Consider the following 21,435-nt stretch of genomic DNA (forward strand, 5'->3'; position numbering starts at 1 on the left):
CTTCAAATATCCAGTAGAAAAAAAGGATTTAATAATTGCTATTACTCAACTGTAGATTTTAAATGATGAATTGTATTTAGCTAAAAGATAGAAGTTAATATTATGCAATTATCATTATAAACAGCTGCGTTAGGGATTATAAAGGAAATCCTTTTTTTAAACTATCGAAGCCAAAATATCTTTTGGTTTAAGATACCGAAGCGAAGCTTTAAAAAAATAGTATTGGAAAGCCTGACCCTTTTGGTAACGCCCAAATTAAAGTAAGCCTCGAGCTTTAATTTCTAAATACTTATTAATGGTATCGATGGTAAGATTTTCAGGTGTGGTTAATATGGAATAGATACCGTATTTCTTTAACTCGTTTACAATTAAACGTTTTTCAAAGGCAAATTTCTCAGCAATTACTTTATCGTAAACTTGTTGTACGGTTTCTGCTTTCTCGGAAATTATACTGTTTAACTCGGTGTTTTTAAAGAAAATAACAACCAGTAAGTGGTTTTTTGCAATGGCTTTTAAGTAAGGAAGTTGTCGGTTTAAACCATCCAAAGTTTCGAAATTAGTATACATTAAAATAAGACTTCGTTGTGTAATATGCCTTTTTATATTACCATATAACCTGCTAAAATCACTTTCAAAAAAATCTGTTTTCACATTATAAAGCGATTCTAAAATAAGTTGCATTTGAGAACTTCTTCGCTCTGCAACTACAATGTTTTCAATTTTTTTAGAAAACGAAAGCACACCAGCTTTATCGTGTTTTTTTAAAACCACATTGCTTATTACTAATGTTGCATTAATGGTATAATCTAAAAGGCTTAAACCGTTAAAAGGCATCTTCATAACACGCCCTTTGTCTATAATGGAGTAAATAGGTTGCGATTTTTCATCCTGAAATTGATTTACCATTAATTGACCGCGCTTTGCAGTAGCTTTCCAATTTATAGTGCGTAAATCATCGCCTAAAACATAATCTTTAATCTGCTCAAATTCCATAGTATGCCCAAGTCGACGTACTTTTTTTATACCATGCTCTAAAGCATTTTTATTGATGTTTAATAGCTCAAACTTTTTTAATTGCTTAAAACTTGGGTAAGTTTTTACCATGGCATTATGGTTAAAAGTAAAGCGTTTTGCAACTAATTTTATTATTGAAGATGCATAAACGTTTAAACTTCCAAAATGATATTCACCACGTTCGGTTGGTTTTAAATGATATTGAATTGATTTTGTTTTACGAGTAGTAATATGGTCTTTAATTTTAAAATCCCTTACTTGAAATTGTTCTGGGATTTCATCAATAATTTCAAGATAAATAGTAAATGGGAAGTTGTTATTAATATTTAAATCTATAACGTTTTTATCTCCATTTGAAAACTTATCTGGTAAAATTCGGGTGGCTTCTATTTTATTTTTACCAATGAAAATGATAAGAAAATCTATAAAGAAAAGCAAGGCAAGTACTAAAATTGAAAGTTGTGCAATATTAAATAACAACGGAACAAAATAACTTAAAGCAAACAATACAACAATGCCAATGCCAGCATAAAAGAACCGTGGTTGTATGTAGAATGGTTTAAAGAATTTCATTGAGTATATTTTACTTTTTTTTAATACTTAAATCTACCTTATGTTCAACATTTTTCAAACTGTCTACTATATGTTCAATATTTATATCATAAGAATGATTATAAAGTTTGGTTAATTCATCCAAGATCATTTTTTTCTTTTTCGCTATTGATAGTGCCGTTCTATAAAAATTAAATATTCCTATTGCTCTCCCTAATGGTATTAATGCGATAACAAATATTATAATTGAAATCGTTGAGATAAAGCCTTTGTTAAAAATATATTGGGTTAAAACATAGTTTAGAATAAGAATAAAAACTCCTATTGTTGAATAAATTATTATATGACCAAATGTGTCTGTTTTAGTTTTTAATACTGATTCATATTCAATGTTTATAGTTTTAATTTTTTCTTTGTAAGCTTCATCCAAATATATGTTAATACATTTATTATTAAATTTTGGACGTTTCATATCCAAGCCGCAAAAAACCCCTTTATTAAAATCAAAATGCATATTGTCACAAAGCTTGCAATGATCAGAGTTTTTTAAAATAGATTTATTCATTTTAATGGATTTTTATCAACGAGGAATCTCAACAGTTTCAATAATTTGTTTAATAATTTGTTTGCTAGATACACCTTCCATTTCGCGTTCTGGCGTTACAATAACTCTGTGGTGTAAAACAGGAATTGCGGCTCGTTTTATATCTTCAGGAGTTACAAAATCGCGCCCAGACATAGCTGCAAAAGCTTTACTAGATTTTAGTATAGCTATTGAAGCTCTTGGTGAAGCCCCTAAATATAAAAAACGATTACTACGTGTAGCTACAATAAGTTCTGCTATATATTTTAGTAAATGTTCTTCTACCAAAATTTGTGTAACTAAATTTTGATACTCTGCTATTTGTTTAGCAGTTAAAAAAGATGAAATAGTTTCTGTCTTTTCAGTGTCTCTTAGCTGGTGTTCTCTTGAAAGAATTTCAATCTCTTCATCTAAATTTGGATAATCCACATCAATTTTAAATAAAAATCGGTCTAACTGTGCCTCTGGTAAGCGATAGGTTCCTTCTTGTTCTACAGGGTTTTGAGTTGCCAAAACCATGAAAGGGGATTCTAATTTAAATTTGTTACCATCTATTGTTATTTGCTGTTCTTCCATCACTTCAAACAAAGCAGCTTGAGTTTTAGCAGGTGCTCTATTAATTTCGTCTATTAAAATCATATTAGAAAAAATAGGCCCTTTTTTAAATTCAAATTCAGAGTCTTTTAAATTGAAAACTGAGGTTCCCAAAATATCACTAGGCATTAAATCTGGTGTAAATTGAATACGGCTAAAACCAACACTTAATGACTTTGCCAATAGTTTTGCGGTAATGGTTTTTGCAACACCCGGAACACCCTCAATAAGCGAATGCCCTTTTGCTAAAAGTGATGCAATTAGCATGTCTACCATGTCTTTTTGACCAACAATTACCTTCCCAACTTCATGTTTTATTTTTTCAACACTATTTTGAAGCTCGGTTAAATCCAAACGGCTTTTAAATTGTAAATCGTTAGTTTCTTTAAGGGCACTATCGTCTATTGATGATACTACGTCTTCTGGCTTAGGTATAAAATCTTGATGGTCTTTCTCTTCTTTATTTTCGTCCATAATTAGTTTAAATAAAAAGCTTCAATTTGCTTGTTCAGTTTTATTAGGTTGTCTTCAAAAAACTCATTTTTAGTGCGTAACCAATTTATAAAATCAATTAGTTTTTTGACGTCTTCTTTTTTCTTTCCTGTTTTCGAAGCTAATTTTACTATAAATTCTTCATTCAAAATGGTAGTGTCTATATTAAAATCGGTTCGAATGCGTTCCAAAAAGTACGTTATTTTTTTATCTACTAAGTTTTTATGATCCTGAGTTTCAAAATATAGATTAGAAATAGTTTTAACAAAAGCTACGGTTGTATTTTGCAATGGTTTTATAATTTTAATAATGCGTTGCCTGCGTTTAGCATTAAAAACCATAAAAAGAATACCAAAAATTAAGGCTGTGTACCAAGCCCACTTAAAAGATAATTGTTCTAAAAACCAACTTAGGTTTGATTTCTTTTCAACATTCCCATCATATCCGGTTTGTATTTTGGTATAGGAGTCAAAATACACATCATTTTCTGGTAAATAGGAAATAATACCTTCTGCGTATTTATACCTGCCCTCTTTTAAAAGGTTGTAATTGGTAAAGGCTTTTGGCTCTAAATGAAGATATATTTTTCCTTCTCCAAAAGGGGCTTCAATAAAATTTATATGTTTATAATCAATTTTGGAATGCCCTAAAACTTTATAGTTTATAGTATCGAAATTAGAAAAATAATTGTCGCCTTCATTTCTATCAATAGTAATATCTTTTATGTCGAGGTATTTTAAAGATTGATATGAAATACTATCTTTTGTGTTCTCAATATATTCAACATCAAAGTTTAATGTGTCATGAATTTTTTGAGTAAAGTAGTAATCTGATATAAAAAGCGTATTTCCGGAGTCGACAAAATGTAATAATTCATCAATAGAATCGTCTTCTAAATAATCAGAATTTCCAATAATAACAAAGCTTCCTTCAGCAACATGGTCGCCATAACTGTCTTCAGAGTGCGCTTGTAAATAACTATCAGGTTGATGGTAAACTGTTCTAACTTTATGGTTTTTAAAAAGGCTAGGAAGCTCTTTGTAAAAAACACTTACACCGTAAGGCTTATTACTTTTTTCATTAAAAGACTCTTCCCAATCAACTGTTTTTGTAGATTTTATACTAAAAGTAACAGCAGCTGTAACAATTAAAGCGGCAATAATGAAAAGTATAGGCAGCGCTTTCTTCATTACTTCACCTGAGTTAAAAGGGTTACAAAATGATGTCTAGCTTTATTGTATTCATTAAGATTTAAAGGAAATTCACCATACCAAATGTAGTTGTATAAATAAGAAATGTAAGCAAACTTTTTACTGAATGGTTTTTGACTTATTTCATTTAAATACTCTGTATTGGTTTTATCGTCTTCAAATTTTATATGATTTTTTATGCTTAAGTTTTTTAAAACTAGCAAATAATAATACCGAATGGCTAATCTAAAATTGTTGTTGTTTTCAGCATTTTGTATAAGAGAATTAATATCTGCATTTTCAATATTCTCTGCGGTTATATCTTCGTAATCGTTAAGTGTTCTATTTTGCTTAGATGAAAATAAACCAGAACCACCTTCGTTAAGTAAAATGTATACTAAATAGATTACAGCCATTGCTAATGCCAAATAAAATAACCAAGCAAAAGGCCCTAAGTTAATACTGAAACTATCAGAATCATTTCGTTCTTTTATAGATGGGTTGCCGTTTTTATAATCTTCATATTTTCCAGAACCGCCTTGAGATTGGTTTACAACTTCTTTACCTTCATAATTATATTTTCTATTTGAATAACGCGTTTTAAAATCGTCATCAAACTTTCTGATTTGATTAGGCTCTTGAAAAGTAGAAAGACCAAAAGCATTTTGAGGATTTGCAAAAATCAAAATCAGAAAAATAATATGTAATCTTATTATTTTCAAATAGAAGATTGATTTAAAATAGGTAGTTGAGTAATTTCTTTTTGCACTTTGAAAGGATAAATTAAATAATAATAGCTAATAGTTCCGAGGGTAATTAAAATGATTCCAACCGATAACCAATGGGGCATTATATTAGAATAGCGCGTTATGAAGCCTTCTAAAAAACCAGCAAAAAAGGTAAAAGGGAAGGTGCTTATTAAAATTTTTACACCAGTTTTAGCACCATTTTTAAAAGAAGTGTATCTAGAGTGTGTACCAGGAAATAAAATGCTAGCACCAAGAATTAATCCGGCAGCAGCTTCAATAACTATAGCAAAAATTTCCATAGAACCATGAATCCAAATACCACGGACACTTTCCCAAAAGACTTCTTTTTCGTAAAAAAAATACTGAAAAGAACCTAGCATAATACAATTTTTAAACATAATATACAGTGTGCCAATACCTCCAAATACACCCAATATAAAAGCTATAATCCCTACTCGTAAATTATTAATAGTAATACCAATAAAACTGCCCCAATTACTACCGCTTTTATAAACCGCTACAGGGTCACCAGCTTCAATGTTTTCAATGGACATATTTACATAATTGTCGCCTAAAACTGAACGTACAAACTCTCCATCATTTGCAGCTGAAATCACTCCAATGAAAGTAAAAGCAAAGAAAATGATGAAAGCGATGTAAATAAATTTTCGATATTCATAACAAATTAAAGGGACTTCGGTTTTCCAAAACTCAATAAATCGGTTTGTGTTTTCTCTTTTGGTTTTGTAAATTTTTTGAAAAGCTTTGGCAGCAAGTTGATTTAAATACACAATCACCTTACTTTTAGGGTAATAGGTTTGTGCGTAAGCCAAATCGTTAATTAAATGAATGTATTGAGATGCAAGTTCGTCGGGGTCTTTAAAATCATTATTAAAAATAGCGGCCTCAAAACTCAGCCATTTTTCTTTATTTTGTTTGATGAATGAAACTTCCCTCATATATTTGATAAATTAAAATATAAAATGTCAGAGTTACAAATTAACACGACCCAAAATGTAAAAATAAAATTCACAGCTGCAGGAGCAGGAGAACGTTTATTAGCATTTATAATAGATACAGCCATTAAAATTGGTTATTTGTTAGTTTTAAATTGGACTTTTGGTGCATTTGAAAACATGGATGAATGGTCTCAAATAGCCATTAACACTGTATTAAGTTTCCCTGTAATGTTCTACACCTTAGTTTTAGAATCACTTTTGGAAGGACAAACCATTGGCAAACGCGCTTTAAAAATTAGAGTTGTAAAAATTGATGGTTATCAAGCTTCATTGGCAGATTATGTGGTACGTTGGTTTTTTAGGATAGTAGATGTTTACATTTTTGGTTTAGGCTTTTTTGTAATAATGTTTAGTAAAAAACAACAGCGACTAGGTGATATGGTTGCTGGGACAGCAGTTATTGCTTTAAAAGATAAAGTTAATATTAGCCACACTATTCTAGAAAATTTAAAAACTGATTATAAGCCAACATATCCAAATGTTATTAAATTATCAGATAATGATGCACGAATTATTAAAGATACATTTACTGTTGCTAAGGCATCTAAAGATTATCAAACTTTAATAAAGCTTAGAAATAAATTAATTGAAGTAGTGGAGATTAAAAACGTAAAACAAAGAACAGATATTGAATTTATTGATGTTATTTTAAAAGATTATAATTTTTACACTCAAAATATGTAAGCAGAGAACCAATTTTTGCAAAGCAAAATTGTGTGAATCGCTTATCCCGAGATTGTCTCGGGATCTCATTTTTTGAAGTTAGATACTAAGAGTTGAATAATTTTAAGAACTACTTTCGAGTTTATTTCAGAAACAGATTAATTAAAAAATATGTTTTATACCATAGATATTTTAGGAACTATTGCTTTTGCCATTTCTGGTGTCCTTATTGCCATTAATAAAAAAATGGATTTATTTGGAATACTTATAATTGCTTTTGTAACAGCTGTAGGAGGTGGCACACTTCGAGACTTGCTTATTGGAGAAACACCAGTGAGCTGGATGAAAGATATGACATTTACATACACAATTATAGCTTCAGCAATTTTTGCAATTATCTTTAGAAGTAAAATAAATTATTTAAGAACTTCATTGTTTTTGTTCGATACCATTGGTATTGGTTTATATACTGTAGTAGGTATTGATAAAGGAATCAATGCAGGATTGCACCCAATAATTTGTATAGCATTGGGGACGATGACCGCCAGCTTTGGTGGTGTAATTAGAGATATTTTATGCAACGAAATACCTGTTATTTTTAGAAAAGAAATATATGCGACAGCTTGTATTCTTGGAGGGATAACATATTTTTTATTAAGCGAATTACCAATAGAAAACAATTGGGTTTTTATAATCGCTGGCATAGTTGTAATCCTTACAAGGTTATTAGCAGTAAAATTTAAAATTGCCTTACCAACTATATATAAAAGCTAATTTATTTGGGCGTTACTTTTTGAAAAAAACAAAAAGTCGGGCTTTCCAATACAATCTTTTTAAAGTGCCATTGCGTGGAGTGAATGCCATGCAATTTGTATAAGCTTGGTTTAATACATTATATATAGCGTTATTCTTTTTAAAAAGGATTTCCATTACAATCCCTAACGCGAAACCGTTTCAAAGTAAAAGCCATACTATTTTGCATGGCTTTTACTCATTAATATCTAGTGTTTTATTTTTTAATTATTTGGTACAGGAAAGCCTCTATCTCTTAATAAAGCCTCTATTTTGGCATCACGACCTCTAAACTTTCTAAACGCTTCCGCAGGATCCATAGAGTTTCTCGGTGCAAATAAATACTTTACTAATTTATCAGCTATATCTTTATCATAAAAACCATCAGGAGCTTCTTTAAATGCTTCAGAGGCATCACTTGTTAAAACATCAGCCCACATATAGCCATAATATGCCGTAGCATAACCTTCACCAGAAAAAACATGTCCAAAATGTGGTGTTCTATGGCGCATTGGTAATTCTTTAGGCATTTTTAGTTCTGCCAATGTTTCCCGTTCAAATTTGTCAATATCAATGTTTGTTGGATCTGCCAAGTGTAGCTTCATATCCATAATGGCAGATGCTAAATACTCTGTAGTAGCAAAGCCTTGATTAAAAGTAGATGCTTTTTTAATTTTTGCTACTAAATTTGCAGGAATTGGCTCTCCTGTTTTATAATGCACTAAAAACTGATTAATAACTTCGTCTGTAGATAACCAACGCTCTAACAACTGACTTTGAAATTCGGTATAATCTCTAACACCTCCATTTAAAGTTGGGTATTTTACATTTGATGAAAAGAAGTGTAAAGCGTGTCCAAACTCATGAAAAAACGTATTGGCATCGTCCCACGAAACTAAAACAGCTTCTCCAGGGGCAGCTTTTACAAAGTTAGAATTATTTGAAGCTAATACATTTGTTTTTCCATCATACGTGGTATGACTTCTATAGGTTGTTGCCCATGCTCCAGAACGTTTTCCTTCGCGAGCAAACGGATCTAAATACCACAAGCCTATATGTGCTCCAGAACCTTTATCGGTTACTTCCCAAACATTAACATCTGGATGAAATACTGGAACACTACCTTCTTTAACTGGAGTGAATTTATAATTAAACAAACGCCCAGCCGTGTAAAATAATGCTTGAGTTAATTTATCTAATTGCAAGTATTGTTTAACTTCATCACTATCTAAATTATACTTCTTTTTACGCACTTTTTCAGCGTAATATCTGTAATCCCAAGGTTCAATAGTAATATTATCATCATTAGCATTTGCTATAGCTTGCATATCTGCTACTTCTTCAGCCACACGACCAATGGCGGCAGGCCAAACAGCATTCATTAATCCCATAGCGTTTTCTGGGTTTTTAGCCATACGATCTTGCAATCTCCAATCTGCATAATTATCGTAGCCCAATAATCCTACACGCTCTTTACGTAGTTTTAAAATTTTGGCTATGATTTGATTATTATCATATTCATCGCCATTATCACCTCGAGAATAGTAGTTAGTCCAGACTTTTTTACGAAGTTCACGCTCAGTAGAATAAGTTAGAAACGGATCCATTGATGAACGAGTGTTTGTAATAGCATACTTTCCGTCTTGTCCTTTGTCAGTAGCAATTTTAGCAGCAGATTTTATAAAACCTTCGCTTAAACCACCCAATTGGTCTTTGGATAGGTAGGTAACATAGTTTTCTTCGTCATGTAGTACGTTGTTAGAAAAATCATTGTAAAGGCTTGATAACTCTTTATTTATTTCTGCATAGCGTTTCTTTTTTTCTGCATCAAGATTAGCACCATTCATTTCAAAACGTTTGTAAATTAAATCAACTACACGTTGCTGATCTGCCTCTAAAGGTGATTTTTGCGAAGCATCATAAACCGTTTTTATACGCTTGAATAGTTTTTCGTTTTGAGATATTTTTGATCTATATTCAGATAGTTTAGGAGTCAACTCTCCTCTAACTTTTCTAAATTCAGGAGAACTCATGTTACTACTTAAAATACCGTAATATGAGAATATTCTATTTAATTCCTCGCCAGAGCGTTCCATTTCTACAATAGTGTTTTCAAAAGTTGGCGATTCAGCATTATTTGCAATGGCATCAATATCTTTTAAGCTTAGCTTCATGCCGATTTCAATAGCTTCTTTGATGTCTTCAACCTTCATTTTGTCAAAAGCAGGAACGCCTTCGTACAATCCAGTCCATTCTTGAAGTAATGTGTTATCATTCATAGACAATGTGTCTTTTTTCGAGTCAGTTTTGGCACCATCTTTACAGCTAATAACTGAAAGTAATACACAAAAAACCAAAGGTTTAATTAGTGTTTTAGTATTCATTTTTAGTTTGAGTTTTTAAAGTTTTGTAAGGTATTGAATTAACTTATAATTTTTTATAATATTAAGTTAAAAAGGAGAGGTGATCTCTCATAAAGGAAGGGAGTAAGTACTAATCTTTCTAGGTAGATTAATCAATAATTTCCACATTGCGGATATAGATATTCCTTAAAGGCCAATCGGCTTCATCGGTTTCAACAGCCGCAATTTTATCAACAACATCCATACCCTTGATAACTTTACCAAATATAGTATAATCTCCATCTAAAAAATGTGCCCCACCACGTTGCTGCACTATGAAAAATTCGAAAGGTGATGCTAGTTTATGCGGATTATCAATTTCACTACTAGGCATTGATATAACACCTCTATCATGTTTAAAACCTCGTTTTGTATCGGTTGGTAATAGGTATCTGCCAATATTTACTCGTTTTTTTCCAGTTTTTCTGTCGTCGCTATTTCCCGCCTGTACTATAAAATTATCAATGGCACGATAAAATTGTGTGTCATTAAAATATTTTTGTTTCGTTAAAAAGATAAAATTAGAACGATGAAATTTAGTCTCATTAAATAATAAAATATCAATAGCTCCAAAATCTGTAGTTATACGTACTTTATTCTCTTTATTATGCTTATCATATTCTAAAAAAAATGACATCGCATTTTTGGAGTTTAGTTTAGGGAATTCACGTTTGTCTTCTTCTGTAACAATAGTTTTAGCCTCTTTTTTTGAAGATGGAGCCTCAGAAACTATAGGGTTATTTTTCTTTTTAGATTGTTTATCTTCACAATTCAAAAAAAATAAAAAAAGTAAAAAGAATAATTTAAAACGCATTTAAATAATTTTTAATCGATACCAAAAATAAATAATTCAGTTTATGTTTTATACATATATCAATAAAAAACAAATCATATTTTTAAGTATTGCTATCTTTTTTACGTTACAAAATTTTCCTCAAACTATGGAAACCATAAATTTATGGACAGATCAAGTACCTAATGAAATAAATGAAAAACACCATGCTGTTCAAACTTCTGATACTAGTAATAATGTTATTAGGTTGACAGATGTTACTAACCCTATTTTAGAAGTTTATAAACCGGATAATGCAAAGAATAATGGTGCAAGTATTATTGTTTGCCCAGGTGGAGGTTATCAAATTTTGGCAATCGATTTAGAGGGCTATGAAATTGCAAAATGGTTGAATACATTAGGTTTTACAGCATTTGTATTGCAGTATAGAGTTCCAGATAATCGTTTAGGGGCTTTAAATGATGTACAGAGAGCTATTAGAATTGTGAGAAGCAAAGCAAAAGATTATAATTGTAATCCAGAAAAAATAGGCGTTTTAGGTTTTTCAGCAGGTGGAAGCTTATCTGCAAGAGCATCAACCAATTTTGATAAAAAAACTTATAAAAAAACAGATACAATTGATGAAAATTCTTGTAGACCAAATTTTACTGTTCTTATTTATCCAGCCTATTTAAGTACAGGTGAAAACAATTCCATCTCGCCAGAATTGTCTATTACAAATCAAACGCCTCCTATGTTTATATTTGCAACTACAGATGACGCTTACTCAAATAAAGGTTCTTTGGTTTTGTCAAACGCACTTATGGAAGCTAAAAGACCAGTTGAATTACATGTATTGCCATCAGGAGGACATGGATATGGTTTAAGAAAAGGAAATGCAGCTGCTGAAACATGGCCTGTTTTAGCTGAAAAATGGCTTATGAACATCATTAAATAATCACTTTTAATTAAATGAATTTCGAAGATTTTTTAACAGCTATTTCCAAAATAGAAAATATATCACTACCAGCCGAAGCATCTCACTTTAAAATGGTACCACCGTTTCGCCAGGAGTTATTACGGCGCCAAAGAAAAGCAATTAAAGATGCTAAAAAAGCAGGTGTTTTAGCATTGTTTTATCCAGATAAAAGCCAGAAAACAACACTGGTTTTAATTTTAAGAAAAACTTATAATGGTGTGCATTCCGCTCAAGTTGGGTTTCCTGGAGGGAAGCTGGAAGATCAAGACAAATCGTTACAAGATGCTGCCGTTAGAGAAACATTTGAAGAAGTAGGTGTTCCAATTCAAAACATTAAGGTTGTTAAACAATTATCTGAAGTTTATATTCCTCCAAGTAATTTTCATGTACAGCCATTTATTGGAATTTCTGAAAGCACACCAGAATTTGTTAAGCAAGACAATGAGGTAGAAGCTATTATTGAGATTGATTTACTGCATTTTTTGGATGATAATCAATTAGTTACAAAAACTGTTACAACATCGTATAGTATAGATGTTGAAGTGCCAGCCTTTAAGTTAAATAATTATATTGTTTGGGGAGCAACAGCTATGATGCTTAGCGAAATTAAAGACATGTTAAAACAAATGCTATAGTTTGCAAGATTTATTACATTTGTTGCAACTAACTAATTTTGACGTGTGATTTATGGGATTATTTAAAAGGAATCCATTCGGACATATTCTTATTGTAAAAAAATGGCTCATAAGAATTCTTGGAGTTATGACTCATCGACGCTTTCGCGGCTTTAATGAGTTGCAAATAGAAGGTTCAGAAATTATAAAAACCTTACCTGATACTAATGTTCTATTTATTTCAAATCACCAAACCTATTTTGCTGATGTCGTATCTATGTTTCATGTGTTTAACGCAAGTTTAAGCGGGCGTACAGATTCCATAAAAAATGTAGGTTATTTATGGAACCCTAAGCTTAATATATATTATGTAGCTGCAAAAGAAACCATGAAAGCAGGGTTGTTACCAAAAATATTAGCCTATGTAGGTTCGATAAGTATAGAGCGTACTTGGAGATCTGAAGGAAAGGATGTTAACCGTCAAGTAAAAATGAGTGATATTTCTAGTATAGGAAAAGCATTAGATGATGGTTGGGTTATTACATTTCCGCAAGGAACAACTACACCTTTTAAGCCTATACGTAAAGGAACTGCGCATATAATTAAGCGCTATAAGCCTATTGTGGTGCCTATTGTTATTGATGGGTTTAGGCGATCATTTGATAAAAAAGGACTCCGTATTAAAAAGAAAAATATTCTTCAAACTTTTGAAATAAAAGAGCCTTTAGAAATTGATTACGATAATGAGACTACAGACGATATTGTAAAAAGAATAGAATACGCTATAGAACAACATCCGTCGTTTTTAAAAGTGATTCCTCAAAAAGAGTTAGAAGCTCAAGAAGAATTAAATAAAAAGCGAGAGTGGTAATTTAATGGTTTCTACTAAAGATAATAATAGAATACATGTAGTTGATGCTTTGCGAGGTTTGGCTATAGTTTCAATAATGTTACTGCATAACCTCGAACATTTTGATGTGTATTTTTTGCCAGAAAACTTCCCAGATTGGTTAGTGAAATTAGATAAAATGGTTTGGGATAGTTCCTTTTTTATGTTTGCAGGAAAGTCTTATGCTATGTTTGCGTTGCTTTTTGGATTAACATTTTTTATTCAAACAGATAATCAAGCTAAAAAAGGCAAAGATTTTAGACCTGTTTTTGCATGGAGACTCGTTTTGTTATTAGTTTTTGGGATTATAAACTCTGCGTTCTATCAAGGTGATATACTTACCATATATGCCGTGATAGGGTTTTTACTTATTCCTTTCGCTCGTTTAAATAATAAAGTAGTTTTAGGTGTTGCAATTATTTTATTATTGCAACCTATAGAAATTGTTAGATTATTACAGGCTATTGAAAACCCAGATGCTGTTATTGGAAACCCAGAGTCTTGGGCTTATTTTGGCAAAATGGATGAGTATATAAAAGATGGCTCATTCATTAATACTGTTAAAGGGAATTTAACCAATGGTAAAATAGCAGTGCTAAAATGGAGTAACGAGAATGGTCGTTTTTTACATATTTTATCGTTATTTCTATTTGGTATGTTAGCTGGTAGAAAAAAGCTTTTTAAGCCATCTGTAGAGAGTAATAAGTTTTGGACAAAAGCATTAGTAGTTTCAAGTATAGCTTTTGTTGTTTTGTATGTGTTTCAAAAAAATGTAGACAATATATTTGTTAGTGAAGTAATTCGTCGTCCTTTAAAAACTATTGAGACTTCATGGACGAATCTTTCATTTATGGTGGTGTTAGTATCTGGTTTTGTTCTTTTATTTCAAAAGAAAGCTTGGAATAAAGTTTTAAGAGCTTTATCACCTATAGGAAAAATGAGCCTTTCAAATTATATACTACAATCTATTATAGGTTCTACTTTATATTACGGTTTTGGTTTTGGGCTTTATAAATATACAGGAGCAACGTATAGCTTTTTAATAAGTATTGTGCTTTCTGTTTTAATTGGATATTTTTCTTATTGGTGGATGAAAAACAATAAACGTGGCCCTTTAGAAACGATTTGGCATAAAGCAACATGGGTATTTTCAAAGAAACAAACCAATAAAAATACTAACGCTTATATTTAATCACTAATATTTTGAAAATCATAACTTTCTATTATCTATTTCTATGCTAAATTTAAAGTTTGATGATTTTTTTGAATATTTTTCCATGGTTAGTTGTGTTGATACTTACTAAATACATGCCAGTAGAAAAATTTTCAATATTAATTTTTCTGTCAGAATTGCGTATATCTTTGATTAAGAAACCTTCAGTGTTATAAATCTTAATACTTTCAATAATTAGCTTTGAGTTTCCTTCAATAAAAAAAATGTTTTCAGACGGATTTGGATAAAGCATTACCTTTTGAAGTTTTGACTTATTTAGATTTAATAAAGTACATTTATTAACAACTTCTAGTTCTGTAGTACAACCAGTAGAATTACCAGAAATTGATGATGGATTACCTTTATTTAAATACTCGCAAATATTAGGTTCCTCACATACAGAAAGATTTATATTGTCTTGTATGTATAAATGAAATATTGTTGTATACTCTATGTTTGATAAGGCTGAAATGTCAACAAGATTCGGCATATTGCCAAAAACACCAAGATATCCATTTAGAGAAATAACAGAATCTAAACCATCTAAGGATTGCATTTTGTTATTATCAGAGATATTAATGGCTCCAATAGTTTTTACGGCTTCCAGACCATTAAGATTAATCATTTCATTATTATTAAATATTCTGAGGGTAATTCCGATAGATGTTACATCATTTAAACCTGTTAAATCTTTTAAAAGATTACATTGTTCAATGTTTAGAGAGCCGCTAACTGTATTTAGATTATTCAATCCATTAAAATTCTCTAAATTATCATTGAAGAATGATGCAAAATTGTTTACAGCTGTAACAGATTCTAAACCTATGAAATTCTTCAATTTAGGACAATTTGAAACTGTTAAATTGCTTACAGTTGTTAAATTGCTTAACCCTGAAAAGTTTTCTAACAAATCATTCAACCTTATATCTAACTCACCAGTAGTTTTCAAGGAATTTAATCCATTAAAATTTAAAATGGAATTATTCCCAGTAATGCTTAATTTATTTCCTATAGTTTCAATATTATCTAGCCCAGTTAAGCTTGAAATATTAGAATTTCCAAAAATATATAAATTACCACTTATGCTGGTTAAAGAACTCAAACCGCTAAGGTTATTTATTAAACTTGTTACCATAGGAATATCTCCTATAGTTAATGAACCACTTAAATTAGTACATCCAGGGTAATTAGTTGCGAAATTATCAATATCTGCTTGAGTTTTTAAAACTATATCACTATTTGGACATTGGGAGAAAGCATGAGTAAAAGTGATTAAAAAGAAAAAGGTTGAAAAGAATATTTTGCCCATAATGATGAATTAAATTATGAATTAAAAGTAATTATTATTCTCTAAAAGGGGTGCGGGTTTTTATTTTTTTTCAAAATACTTTTGATAGTTAATAACTCCTAGTAATTCTACTTTAAAAAGCATTAGTAAATCCTTATTTTGCAACTTCTTTAAGGAAATATAAGTATTAAATCAATGAAGGTTTGTATTGCCGAAAAACCAAGTGTAGCAAGAGAAATAGCAACTGTGTTAGGTGCTAATACTAAACGCGATGGTTATTATGAAGGTAATGGCTATGCTATTACCTATACCTTTGGGCATTTATGTACCTTAAAGGAGCCTAACGATTATAAACCTTATTGGAAAAGCTGGGATTTGAATAATCTACCGATGCTCCCTGAAAAATTTGAAACCAAAGTGGTAGCAAATTCAGGTATTCAAAAGCAGTTTAATATTGTAAAAAGTTTATTTGATAAAGCAGACGTAGTTATAAACTGCGGTGATGCAGGTCAAGAAGGAGAACTTATCCAGCGTTGGGTGATGAATGAAGCAAATTATAAAGGTGAGGTGAAACGTTTATGGATTTCCTCATTAACTACTGAAGCTATCAAAGAAGGTTTTCAAAATTTAAAACCAGCTTCAGATTATGACAATTTATATTATGCAGGATTTTCTAGAGCCATAGGAGATTGGCTTTTGGGCATGAATGCTACCAGATTATATACTGTTAAGCACGGTGGCTATAAACAGGTGCTATCTGTAGGTCGTGTGCAAACACCAACGTTAGCTATAGTTGTAAACCGATTTAAGGAAATTGAATACTTTAAACCGCAACCCTATTGGGAGTTGCAAACACTTTATAAAGATACACTTTTTAGTTACGAAGAGGGGCGTTTTCTTAAAAAGGAGGACGGTGAAGCTTTAGCTAATAAGGTAGAGGAAAGCGAATTTGAAATAGATTCTATTACCAAAAAGAAAGGGAAAGAATATGCACCCAAACTGTTTGATTTGACTGGTTTGCAGGTGTATTGTAATACTAAGTTTGGTTTTTCAGCAGATGAAACGCTTAAAATTGTACAGAAGTTATACGAACAAAAAGTCGTGACTTATCCAAGAGTAGATACTACATTTCTGCCTAATGATGTATATCCTAAAGTTGCAGGTATTCTTCAAAAATTGACAAACTATTCAAAGTTAACTCAACCACTTTTAGGGAAACCTATTAAAAAATCAAAGAAAGTGTTTAATGATAAAAAAGTAACCGATCATCATGCTATAATACCAACAGGGATGCAAATCAATTTGCAATATAATCAACAACAAGTTTACGATATTATCGTAAAACGGTTTATCGCGGTTTTTTATGATGATTGTACAGTATCCAATACTACGGTTTTAGGAAATGCAGCAAAAGTAGTTTTTAAAACTACAGGAAAAGAAATTTTAGAGAAAGGTTGGAGACTTGTCTTTGAAAATTCGAATAAAAAAGAAAAAGAATCTGGGATTTTACCAACGTTTGAAAAGGGAGAAAAAGGACCTCATGAGCCATCGTTTTTAGAAAAAGAAACCAAACCACCAAATCAGTTTACCGAGGCTTCTTTGTTGCGTGCTATGGAAACTGCTGGTAAACAGGTTGACGATGAAGAGTTGCGTGATTTAATGAAAGAAAATGGTATTGGTAGACCATCAACTCGTGCCAATATTATTGAAACATTATTTAAAAGAAAATATATAAAACGTAATAAAAAACAGGTGTTGCCAACAGTTACAGGTATTCAGTTGATTGAAACTATTCAAAATGAACTATTAAAATCTGCTGAATTAACAGGGTCTTGGGAAAAACAATTAAAAGATATTGAGAAAGGTGAATTTAGCGCGAGTGCATTTATAAGAAATATGAAACGAATGGTTGATGCTTTAGTGTACGAAGTGAGAAGTGAGACAAAACGCGCTAACATATCTCAAGCTACAGTAATAAAAAATAGAACTGCAAAAGCAGCAGTTAAAAAGACGATAGGTATAACTGTTGAAGGCTGCCCTAAATGCAAAAAAGGAACCCTTATTAAAGGCAAAACGGCTTATGGGTGTAGTGCGTATAAGTCTGGATGTAATTTTGTATTGCCTTTTGATTTTAATGGTAAAAAAATTTCAGAAAAGCAGTTTATAAGACTACTTCAAAAAGGAAGCACCGTTAACTTAAAAGGTTTTAAAACAGATTCTGGGAAGGTTGAAGGTTTAATTCGTTTTGATGATAATTTTAAACTAAAATTAGAACCTAAAAAGACTTCTGTAGAAACGAAAACTAAAGACTTATTTTGTCCGAAGTGTAAAAAAGGAACAGTTATAAAAGGAAAAACAGCTTATGGCTGCAGTGACTATAAATCGGGATGTGATTTTAAAATGACTTTTGAAGCTGTAAGAACTAAAATAAATGGGCAAACACCAACAAGAGAACTTGTGTATAGTATTTTGAATGGAAACATCTAAAACACACCGTCATTTCATAATCTATAAACCCTACGGTTATCTGAGTCAGTTTAAAAGTCATGATTCTAAACAGCAATCAAAGAAGTTTCTAGGGAATCTTTATAATTTTCCTGAAAATGCTATGGCTATAGGTCGTTTGGACGAAAAATCAGAAGGGTTATTGCTCATTACTACTGATGGTAAAATGAGTTATTTTGTAAATAGTCAAAAAGTAGAAAAAGAGTATTATGCACAGGTTGATGGCGCTATTTTCGAGAAAGCTATAGAGCAATTAAAATGCGGTGTAGAAATTGGTTTTGATGGTAAAAAATATCAAACCAAGCCTTGTAAGGTTGTTAAGCTAAATCAAACTCCAAATTTACCTACACGCTCACAAAAAATTAGAGATGATAGACATGGTCCAACATCTTGGGTATCAATAACATTAAACGAAGGTAAGTTTCGACAAGTTCGGAAAATGACATCTGCTGTTGGATTCCCTACATTACGTTTAGTTCGCGTTAGAGTAGGGGATATTCATTTAAATCAAATGCAAGCAGGTGATGTTGTGGAAGTTGATAAATTCTTTTAGACTTCTAGTTTTTTGAGCTCTTTATAATTTTTGTTTAAGCGTTTTAATAAGATGCCGTAAACCAACCAATAAAAGAAAAGAAGAAGACCAATAGCAGCTGCTAATAGTAGTACAGTTGCAATAATAATACCTGTATAAAACTTAAAAGCCTCTCCGTTTGCCGCAGCTTGATTTACTTGGTCTATTACTTGCTGATCTCTATCAAACTCTAAAAACAAAACAACTATAGTAGATATAACTAGATAAATTAAATTGAATGCAACATATTGCTTTACGGTTTTTCTTGTTTTTAAAATATTCTCCATTAAAATTTTGGCATTATCTGTTACCGAAATTGTTTTATAGTTTTTGAAAAACAAATAGAAAAAATAACCTAGAATAATATAACCGGCTATCATTAAAGGGATTAAAACAGCGTCTGCGTCGTACTGGTTAAAGCGTTTCATACTTTCAGTATCTTTTAAGAAAAAAGAAATAAAAGTCCAGAAAGCAAATTCTAGCAAGCTTATAATAAATATCCATTTTACGATGGAAGACGATTTTTTTAAAATCATCTTATAAATTTCATTGTAAGATAATTTTGGAAAATTATTATCATCTTTTTTCCAATCTTTTTTTAATAAATCTAATTCATCCATAGTATTACGGATTTAATATGGTTTTAAGTTTTGTTTTAATTCTGTTCATTTTCACACGTGCATTCACTTCACTAATACCCAAGGTTTCACTTATTTCTCTATAATCTTTGTCTTCTAAATACAAGAAAACAAGTGCTTTTTCAATATCATTTAATTGATGTACCGCCTTATAAAGCACTTTTAATTGCTGCTCTTCAGTATCATCATAATCTTCTGCCTTTATTTTAAACTCTACACCTTCAAAATTTTGTGTATTTATACGTCGTTTTGATTTTCTGTAAAGTGTTATAGCGGTATTCAAACCTACACGATACATCCAAGTACTAAACTTAGCATCACCACGAAATTTCGGGTAAGCTTTCCAAAGTTGTATTGTTATTTCTTGAAATAAATCATTATGAGCATCATAATTATTAGTATACAAACGGCATACTTTATGTATAATGTTTTGATGCTTTTCTAGCAATTCAACAAAGCTATGTTCAAGTTCTTTATTCAATTTGATGGTTTAGTTATAAGGTAAGTAGCTTAAATATTTAAAAAGTTACAATTAGCTTAAAATAATATTTAAAAGTAGTGTATAAATTGGTTATATAGTATCTTTGTGTTATAATATTTTTAGACCCTTTTTTATGAATATTCCCCAATCGAGTTTGCCAAGAGTTGTTATTGTTGGAGGCGGTTTTGCTGGTATTAATTTGGCAAAGACCTTAGCTAATAAAAAAGTTCAAGTTGTATTAATTGATAAACGTAATTATCACACCTTTCAACCTTTATTATATCAAGTATCTTCTGCAGGTTTAGAGCCAGATTCTATTGCTTACCCGCTTAGAAAAATAATTAAAAAGCATAAAAACACCTTTTTTCGTTTAGCAGAAGTTGAAAACATTGATACTGAAAGTCAAGAAATCACTACTAATATAGGAATTTTAAGCTTTGATTTTTTAGTGATTGCTACTGGGACAAAGACCAATTATTTTGGTAATAAATCGATCGAAACATACAGTATGCCAATGAAAAAGGTGCCACAAGCTTTGAATATTAGAAGTTTGATTTTACAAAATTTTGAAGAAGCTGCTATAACAAACGATAAAGCATTTAGAAAAGCTTTATTGAATTTTGTTATTGTTGGTGGCGGACCAACTGGTGTTGAATTAGCAGGAGCTATTGCAGAGCTTAAGAATCATATTTTGCCAAGAGATTATCGTGATTTGAATGCTAATGATATGGAAATATATTTGCTTGAAGGGAGCCCTCGTGTATTGCCAACAATGAGCGAGCACGCTTCAAAAAAGGCTGAACAGTTTCTTAAAAAACTAGGAGTACATGTAAAATGCGATACGTTTGTTAAAGATTACGACGGCAAAAAAGTGCTTACTAATTCTAGCCTGGAAATGGAGTCTGAAACATTAATTTGGGCTGCAGGTGTTACTGGAAATCCTGTTAAAGGGTTACATGGTAAATCTTTGTTAGATCGTATAAATCGATATAAAGTTAATGCGTTTAATCAGGTAGAAGGTTATACCAATATTTTTGCTTTAGGAGACATTGCTTTGATGCAAACTGAAGACTATCCAAAAGGACACCCTCAAGTTGCTCAACCTGCTATTCAGCAAGGTGAACTTTTAGGAAAAAATTTGATAAAATTAATTGAAGGAAAACCTCTTAAAAAATTTAAATATAGAGATAAAGGATCGATGGCTACCGTTGGTAGAAATAAAGCAGTTGTCGATTTAAAACATTATAAGTTTGCAGGATTTTTTGCTTGGTTTGTTTGGATGTTTATTCATCTTATGGCGTTGGTTGGTTTTAGAAATAGAGTAGTCGTTTTCTTTAATTGGTGCTACAATTACATCAATTTTGATAAAGCAGCGCGCCTAATTATACGTCCATTCCATAAATTAAATTGATACTTTAAATTTAGTCAATCAATT

The 21,435-nt window shown here is 31.1% G+C and carries 20 protein-coding genes; 9 read left to right on the forward strand and 11 right to left on the reverse strand.

Annotation, left to right across the window (positions count from 1 at the left end; translation table 11 throughout):
* Positions 1-255: 255 nt before the first annotated feature.
* Genes M3P09_RS04905 through M3P09_RS04930 form a run of 6 tightly spaced genes read right to left on the reverse strand, consistent with a single transcriptional unit; the run spans position 256 to position 6,133 of the window.
* On the reverse strand, positions 256-1,587 hold the full coding sequence (locus tag M3P09_RS04905) for a DUF58 domain-containing protein (RefSeq protein WP_249972242.1): 1,332 nt from the start codon (positions 1,585-1,587) through the stop codon (positions 256-258).
* Positions 1,588-1,597: 10 nt separating this feature from the next.
* Complete coding sequence (locus tag M3P09_RS04910) at positions 1,598-2,131, reverse strand: hypothetical protein (RefSeq protein ID WP_099564321.1); 534 nt, start codon at positions 2,129-2,131, stop codon at positions 1,598-1,600.
* 15 nt (positions 2,132-2,146) lie between these two features.
* Complete coding sequence (locus M3P09_RS04915; protein WP_249972243.1) at positions 2,147-3,217, reverse strand: AAA family ATPase; 1,071 nt, start codon at positions 3,215-3,217, stop codon at positions 2,147-2,149.
* 2 nt (positions 3,218-3,219) lie between these two features.
* Positions 3,220-4,425 (reverse strand): DUF4350 domain-containing protein, encoded by a 1,206-nt coding sequence (locus tag M3P09_RS04920; RefSeq protein ID WP_249972244.1) that lies wholly within the window; start codon positions 4,423-4,425, stop codon positions 3,220-3,222.
* Positions 4,425-5,147: a hypothetical protein gene (locus tag M3P09_RS04925; protein WP_249972245.1), complete on the reverse strand. Its 723-nt coding sequence runs from the start codon at positions 5,145-5,147 to the stop codon at positions 4,425-4,427. The genes M3P09_RS04920 and M3P09_RS04925 overlap by 1 nt, the downstream gene beginning before the upstream one ends.
* Positions 5,144-6,133, reverse strand: a complete 990-nt coding sequence (locus M3P09_RS04930; protein WP_099564317.1) for a stage II sporulation protein M — start codon at positions 6,131-6,133, stop codon at positions 5,144-5,146. The genes M3P09_RS04925 and M3P09_RS04930 overlap by 4 nt, the downstream gene beginning before the upstream one ends.
* Positions 6,134-6,157: 24 nt before the next feature.
* Between M3P09_RS04930 and M3P09_RS04935 the strand changes: the two genes are divergently transcribed.
* The gene (locus tag M3P09_RS04935) at positions 6,158-6,877 is read left to right on the forward strand and encodes an RDD family protein (RefSeq protein ID WP_099564316.1); all 720 of its coding nucleotides are present in this window, start codon (positions 6,158-6,160) and stop codon (positions 6,875-6,877) included.
* A 150-nt stretch (positions 6,878-7,027) separates the two neighbouring features.
* Positions 7,028-7,630, forward strand: coding sequence for a trimeric intracellular cation channel family protein (locus M3P09_RS04940; protein WP_099564315.1), 603 nt, complete (start codon positions 7,028-7,030; stop codon positions 7,628-7,630).
* A gap of 242 nt (positions 7,631-7,872) precedes the next feature.
* On the opposite strand, the gene M3P09_RS04945 is transcribed toward M3P09_RS04940, so the two are convergent.
* Both M3P09_RS04945 and M3P09_RS04950 read right to left on the reverse strand, forming a co-directional pair.
* Positions 7,873-10,032: a M3 family metallopeptidase gene (locus M3P09_RS04945; RefSeq protein ID WP_249972246.1), complete on the reverse strand. Its 2,160-nt coding sequence runs from the start codon at positions 10,030-10,032 to the stop codon at positions 7,873-7,875.
* 127 nt (positions 10,033-10,159) lie between these two features.
* Positions 10,160-10,864, reverse strand: a complete 705-nt coding sequence (locus tag M3P09_RS04950) for a peptidylprolyl isomerase (RefSeq protein ID WP_249972247.1) — start codon at positions 10,862-10,864, stop codon at positions 10,160-10,162.
* A gap of 127 nt (positions 10,865-10,991) precedes the next feature.
* Here M3P09_RS04950 and M3P09_RS04955 point away from each other — a divergent pair, with 127 nt between their 5' ends.
* From M3P09_RS04955 to M3P09_RS04970, 4 genes are read left to right on the forward strand one after another with little or no spacing between them, the layout of a single operon-like run.
* A complete protein-coding gene (locus M3P09_RS04955) occupies positions 10,992-11,780 on the forward strand; it encodes an alpha/beta hydrolase (RefSeq protein ID WP_249972248.1) in 789 nt (262 codons plus the stop codon).
* 14 nt (positions 11,781-11,794) lie between these two features.
* A complete protein-coding gene (locus tag M3P09_RS04960; protein WP_249972249.1) occupies positions 11,795-12,436 on the forward strand; it encodes an NUDIX hydrolase in 642 nt (213 codons plus the stop codon).
* 52 nt (positions 12,437-12,488) lie between these two features.
* Positions 12,489-13,286 (forward strand): lysophospholipid acyltransferase family protein, encoded by a 798-nt coding sequence (locus M3P09_RS04965; RefSeq protein WP_099564310.1) that lies wholly within the window; start codon positions 12,489-12,491, stop codon positions 13,284-13,286.
* Between the two features lie 4 nt (positions 13,287-13,290).
* Entirely contained in the window at positions 13,291-14,496 is a 1,206-nt protein-coding gene (locus tag M3P09_RS04970) for a DUF418 domain-containing protein (protein ID WP_249972250.1), read from the forward strand.
* Between the two features lie 52 nt (positions 14,497-14,548).
* Here M3P09_RS04970 and M3P09_RS04975 read toward each other — a convergent pair whose 3' ends face one another.
* Positions 14,549-15,826, reverse strand: coding sequence for a T9SS type A sorting domain-containing protein (locus M3P09_RS04975; protein ID WP_249972251.1), 1,278 nt, complete (start codon positions 15,824-15,826; stop codon positions 14,549-14,551).
* Positions 15,827-16,000: 174 nt separating this feature from the next.
* Between M3P09_RS04975 and M3P09_RS04980 the strand changes: the two genes are divergently transcribed.
* Positions 16,001-18,292 carry a type IA DNA topoisomerase gene (locus M3P09_RS04980; RefSeq protein WP_249972252.1) on the forward strand — a complete coding sequence of 764 codons (2,292 nt, stop codon included), beginning with the start codon at positions 16,001-16,003 and terminating at the stop codon, positions 18,290-18,292.
* On the forward strand, positions 18,279-18,863 hold the full coding sequence (locus tag M3P09_RS04985) for a pseudouridine synthase (protein WP_249972253.1): 585 nt from the start codon (positions 18,279-18,281) through the stop codon (positions 18,861-18,863). The genes M3P09_RS04980 and M3P09_RS04985 overlap by 14 nt, the downstream gene beginning before the upstream one ends.
* Here the strand turns inward: M3P09_RS04985 and M3P09_RS04990 are convergent.
* Together M3P09_RS04990 and M3P09_RS04995 are read right to left on the reverse strand one after the other, a co-directional pair.
* Positions 18,860-19,501: a hypothetical protein gene (locus M3P09_RS04990; RefSeq protein ID WP_249972254.1), complete on the reverse strand. Its 642-nt coding sequence runs from the start codon at positions 19,499-19,501 to the stop codon at positions 18,860-18,862. The two genes, M3P09_RS04985 and M3P09_RS04990, sit on opposite strands and share 4 nt — an antisense overlap.
* Before the next feature lie 4 nt (positions 19,502-19,505).
* On the reverse strand, positions 19,506-20,000 hold the full coding sequence (locus M3P09_RS04995; protein WP_099564305.1) for an RNA polymerase sigma factor: 495 nt from the start codon (positions 19,998-20,000) through the stop codon (positions 19,506-19,508).
* A 133-nt stretch (positions 20,001-20,133) separates the two neighbouring features.
* Between M3P09_RS04995 and M3P09_RS05000 the strand changes: the two genes are divergently transcribed.
* A complete protein-coding gene (locus tag M3P09_RS05000; protein ID WP_249972255.1) occupies positions 20,134-21,411 on the forward strand; it encodes an NAD(P)/FAD-dependent oxidoreductase in 1,278 nt (425 codons plus the stop codon).
* The last annotated feature ends 24 nt before the right edge of the window (positions 21,412-21,435 follow it).

The organism is Jejuia spongiicola (genome assembly GCF_023502325.1).
GTDB lineage: Bacteria > Bacteroidota > Bacteroidia > Flavobacteriales > Flavobacteriaceae > Wocania_A > Wocania_A spongiicola.